This window comes from Kitasatospora sp. NPDC056731 (genome assembly GCF_040687675.1).
Taxonomy (GTDB): domain Bacteria; phylum Actinomycetota; class Actinomycetes; order Streptomycetales; family Streptomycetaceae; genus Kitasatospora.
The window spans coordinates 126870-131480 of sequence record NZ_JBFBNR010000024.1 but is presented as its reverse complement, the minus strand read 5'-3'; the positions used below and the strand labels follow the sequence as shown (position 1 = coordinate 131480).

The window sequence follows — 4611 nt, the reverse complement described above, 5'->3', positions numbered from 1 at the left end:
CGCCGATACTCCGCATGGACTCCCTCCTCCGCCTTGCGATGCACGCACTCCGACGCCGCGCGCTGATCCGACGTGATCCGAAAGAGAGCCCCTAGTCCCAACGCCGTTCAGTAGTAATCAGGGGCGATCGAGCCGATCTCCGCACAGGGCCTCGACCAGCCGCCGGGCCCGGGTCTCCTCCGAGAGCAGCGTCTCCACCAACGGCCCGGTTCCCTGCCTGTCCGTAGCGCCGGAGAGGTAGGCCTCGACCGCCCGCGGGTCGGCCGCGAGCGGCACCCGCCCGGCGGTGAGCGCGGCGTGGGCCCGGGCGTAGTCCAGGCCGAGCCGGGCCAGCCGCACCCCGCCCGCGTGCCGCTCGGCCGGGTCCGCGCCGCCCTCGCCGGCCAACTGCGGGTGCCGGCAGGCTACTTCGTGCACGGCGAGAACGGCCAGCAGCACGTGCTCGGTGCCGGGCGCACGGCGGCCGAGGCGCTGCGCCTGCCCGTCGGCCTCCAGTCGGACCCAGGCCATCGGCGCGACCGCGATGTTCACCTTGGCGAAGCCGGGTACCAGCAGCCGCTTCCAGCGCGGCAGCCGGTACGGCGTGCGGCCGAGCAGCGCGTCCCGGGTGGGGCGCAGCAGCGGGTCGAGATCGTCCAGATCGTCGGGGGCGCCGGGACCGTCCGGCACGTCGGGGCCGGCGGGCACCGCCAGTCGCTCCAGCACCGCTCCCGGCGCGACGCCCGCCGCGTGCAGCAGTTCGGCGGCCCGGGCGTGCGGGTCGGCGAGCAGGGCGCGCAACAGGTGTTCGGCGCTGAACTTCCGCTCGCCGTCCTGCCGGGCCTGCTCCATGGCGCCGGTCAGGGCGCGGGCGGCGGCGCCGCTGAGCAGCAGGCCGCGCTCCCCGGTCGGGCCGAGCACGTCGCGGGCCGGCACGCTCGCACCGGCCCCGTCGTCCGAGCCCCAGCGTGCCGTGTCGACCCCGCCCTGGCGGTCTCGCAGGACGGCGAGCAGGGCGGTCGCGGTCGCCCCGGCGGCCGACAGGGCCTCACCGGCCGGGCCCTTCGCCCCGGCTACGGCGGCCAGCAGGTGTTCCGTCCCGAGGCGGCCGTCACCCCCGCCGCGCGCGCCCCGGGCCGCGCCCAGGACGCCGAGCGTGCGCCAGTCCGGTTCCAGCGTCGTCTCCATCCGGCCCCTCCCACCACGATGCTTTGCCCGAACTATATGCCTGCTTTGCTCGCCCTTTACACGTGACTGCGCGTCAAGGAAACGTCAGAACCAGCCGGTTCTGGACTCAGGGCGCGGAGGCCGGGTCGGCGGCGCTCACCGGGACGTCCGGGTGGCGGAACCAGGACCCCTGCACCAGTCGCTGCACCAGCATCAGCACCGCGCCGAGCAGCAGCGCGCCCAGCCCGATCACCGTCACCCCGCCGACCCGGCCGATGCCCGGCAGGTCGATCGAGGTGGCGCCGTAGTCCGGGTCGGCGTAGACGTCGAAGGCGCCGTAGGCGAAGAAGTACAGCAGCATCAGGCCGCCGGCCAGCGGCAGCACGCCCTTGAAGACGAAGTCCCGGACGCTGCGGGTGAGGACCCGGCGGTAGTACCAGACGCAGGCGAAGCCGGTCAGGCCGTAGTAGAAGGCGATGCCGAGGCCGACCGAGGCGATCGAGTCGGCCAGCACGTTGCCGCTGATCGCGGTGAGCAGGACGTAGAAGGCGATCGACGCCAGGCCCATGGCGACCGTCGACCAGGTCGGGGTGCGGTGGCGCGGGTGCACCCGGGCGAAGCCCGACGGGATGGCCCGGTGGGTGGCCATCGAGAAGGTGGTGCGGGCGGTGGGCAGGATCGTCGTCTGGGTGGAGGCGGCGGCCGAGGTCAGCACCATCAGGATCAGCAGCCGGCTGAGCACCGCGCCGATCCCGGTGGTGCCGAACACCGCGTCACCCAGGCCGGACAGCACGTCCCCCGAGTGCGCCGGGTTGCCGAGCCCGATGCCGTCCGCGCCGACCCCGGCGAAGGACTGCGCCGAGGTCGCGACCAGGACGTAGATGAGGAGCAGCAGCACGGTGGAGATGACGGCCGCGCGGCCGGGGGTGCGGGCGGAGTCGGCGGTCTCCTCGTTGACGGACACGGCGGTGTCCCAGCCCCAGTAGATGAAGACCGCGGCCAGCATGCCGGCGGTGAACGCCGAGGTCGAGGGCACGTTGAACGGGTTGAACCAGGACGCGTCGACGGGGATGGCCGTCGGGGGCGCGGCGGAGCCGTACGCCTTGACGAGCGCGGTGAGCGAGAAGGCGACCAGCATCACCACCTCGACGGCCAGCAGCCGGCGCTGGAGGGTGGCGGACAGCTCGATGCCGACGTAGCAGATCGCGGTCATCAGGACGATCCACGCCACCCCGGCGCTGGTCGTCCACACCCGGCTGTCCGCGAGCGAGTCCAGGCCGACCAGCCGGAAGCCGTACACCCCGGCGATCTGCGCCAGGTTGGCCATCACGATGACGTCGGCGACGACGATGCCCCAGCCGCCCATCCAGCCGGTGCGCGGGCCGAACGCCCGGGCGGCCCAGGTGAAGGTGGTGCCGCAGTCCGGGTCGGCGGCGTTGAGCTCCTTGTAGGCGTAGGCGATCAGCAGCATCGGGATGAACGCCAGGACCGTGACGACGGGCGCCTGGAGACCGACCCCGACCACGACGATGCCGAGGGTCGCGGCCAGGCTGTAGGCGGGGGCGGTGGAGGCGAGGCCGATGCACACCGAGGACAGCAGGCCCAGGGCGCCGGTCTTCAGGCCCTTCTCGCCCGCACCGGAACCCGTCGGACGGTCGCTCGGACCGCCGGTCGGGGGGCTGGTCGGGGACGCCGGCACTGGCCCCACCCCCTTAAGTGCGCAGCGGGGGCCGCGAGGACCGATCTGGTCGTCTCAGCGTAACGCCGCCCTCGGCGGGCGGCCCGGGGACGGCGAGCGGGCATCCCTGCGGCAGGGCTTCCGGGCTGGACGGACGGCGCGCGGCGCGGGCCGTGGTGCGGTCGCGGCGGTGCCCGCCTGGCTCGGCGGGCCCGCTGTCCGAACGGCGACCGCTCCGCCGCCACGGCGCCGCGCGCCTCCTACCTGTTTTCCACCGGTTGCCGAGGGCTCCGGAGTACCGGCCGGAGCCCTGGTCTCGGCGTGGTCCGCCCGCCGGTCCGAAGGCCGGTGAGGGACCGTCTGTGGGGTCTCACCCGAGTTGGTCGAGGCGCAGCCGCGCCACCCGGACCGTCCGGCGCGGCAGGGTGGTGGGCAGGGCCACCAGCAGGGCGGTGGCGGTGAACACCGCGAAGTGCGAGCCCTCCGTCCAGGGCCCGGCCCAGCCCAGTTCGCCGTGCCGGTGCTCGGCGAAGGCGTTGCAGCACAGCCAGGCCGCCAGTCCGATCAGCGGCGCCGCCCGGGGCCTGGAGAAGCCGCCGAGGATCGCGCACAGGCCGAGGTAGGCGACGTAGGCGAGCCCACCGGAGTGCAGTTCGCCGAGCCCGCCGAGGCCCATCGCCAGGACGCCGCCGGCGAGCAGGGCCACCGTGCCCGAGGTCGGGGCGGAGAGCCGCTCCAGGACCGGGTGGTAGCGCCGCCCACCCGGCCGGGCCGCGTACATCCGCACGCCCTATCCCTTCGCGGCGACGAGTTCGGGCGCCGGGCCGACCGGCAGGTGCCACCGGGTGCGCCGGTGCAGCGCCTCCAGCTCGTGCAGCAGCTCGGGCACCGGGACGGTCAGCACCGGGCAGCCCGCCTCGCGCGCGCAGTGCGCCGTGACCGAGCGCCGCAGCCGGCGGCGCAGCAGACCGCCGCTCTGACCGAGAACCAGCAGGTCGTCGGGCCGGTCGGCGGCCTGGACGAGGGCGGGCCCGGTCTCGCCCCTGATCACCAGCGGGCGCAGTGGCACGCCGGGGTCGGCGCCGCCGAACGCCGCGTCGAGGGCGTCCCGCAGCCGCTGTTCGGCCGCCTCCCGCACCGCCGCGAGCAGCGGCGGGCACGGCGAGCGGCGGTAGCCGAGTTCGCCGCCGGGCGGCTCCCAGGCGAGTACCGGGACGAGTTCGGCGCCACGGCTGCGGGCTTCCGCCACGCTGCGGTGCAGGGCGGCGAGGCTGCCCAGCGATCCGCTGACCCCGACCACCACCCTGCCGGTGCCGCTGCCCTGGTGCCGCCCGTTGCCGTGCATGGTCCGTCCTCGCGTCGTCGTTCCGGTACCCGGCGTGTCGCCCGGTGTGTCACCTGGCGCGTCACCTGGTGTGTCGTCCTCCACCCAACCGCCGCGCCGGCCGCCCGCCGCCCGTCCTTGACGCCTTCCTGACGCCCCGGGCCGCCTTCCCAACGCGCTCCATACGCCGACCGCCCGCCTGTCTCCCGCCGACACCTGGTTTCACCCGTTCGGCGAACGAGGGAGGTGGGAGGCGGCACGGCGGGAGGCGGCACGGCGGGAGGCGGCACGGCGGGAGGCGGCACGGCGGGAGGCGGCACGGCGGGAGGCGGCACGGCGGGAGGCGGCACGGCGGGAGGCGGCACGGCGGGAGCCGGCACGGCGGGAGGCGGCACGGCGGGAGGCGGCACGGCGGGAGGCGGCACGGCGGGAGGCGGCACGGCGGGAGGCGGCACGGCGGGAG

The 4611-nt window shown here is 75.5% G+C and carries 4 protein-coding genes; all 4 read right to left on the bottom strand.

The features are described 5' to 3' along the window. Positions 1 to 117: 117 nt before the first annotated feature. The 4 genes from AB0R04_RS24360 to AB0R04_RS24345 all read right to left on the bottom strand — a co-directional run bounded on the left by AB0R04_RS24360 (position 118) and on the right by AB0R04_RS24345 (position 4169). Positions 118 to 1167 (bottom strand): Clp protease N-terminal domain-containing protein, encoded by a 1050-nt coding sequence (locus AB0R04_RS24360; RefSeq protein WP_363374588.1) that lies wholly within the window; start codon positions 1165 to 1167, stop codon positions 118 to 120. Between the two features lie 106 nt (positions 1168 to 1273). Further along, the gene (locus tag AB0R04_RS24355) at positions 1274 to 2845 is read right to left on the bottom strand and encodes an APC family permease (protein WP_363374585.1); all 1572 of its coding nucleotides are present in this window, start codon (positions 2843 to 2845) and stop codon (positions 1274 to 1276) included. 349 nt (positions 2846 to 3194) lie between these two features. Beyond that, on the bottom strand, positions 3195 to 3611 hold the full coding sequence (locus AB0R04_RS24350) for a hypothetical protein (RefSeq protein WP_159398562.1): 417 nt from the start codon (positions 3609 to 3611) through the stop codon (positions 3195 to 3197). Between the two features lie 3 nt (positions 3612 to 3614). After that, positions 3615 to 4169 carry a universal stress protein gene (locus AB0R04_RS24345; RefSeq protein WP_363374583.1) on the bottom strand — a complete coding sequence of 185 codons (555 nt, stop codon included), beginning with the start codon at positions 4167 to 4169 and terminating at the stop codon, positions 3615 to 3617. Between the last annotated feature and the right edge of the window lie 442 nt (positions 4170 to 4611).

Coding starts and splice junctions, on each gene's coding strand:
- AB0R04_RS24360 (WP_363374588.1), bottom strand. CDS start 1,167: ATGGAGACGACGCTGGAACCGGACTGGCGCACGCTCGGCGTCCTGGGC.
- AB0R04_RS24345 (WP_363374583.1), bottom strand. CDS start 4,169: ATGCACGGCAACGGGCGGCACCAGGGCAGCGGCACCGGCAGGGTGGTG.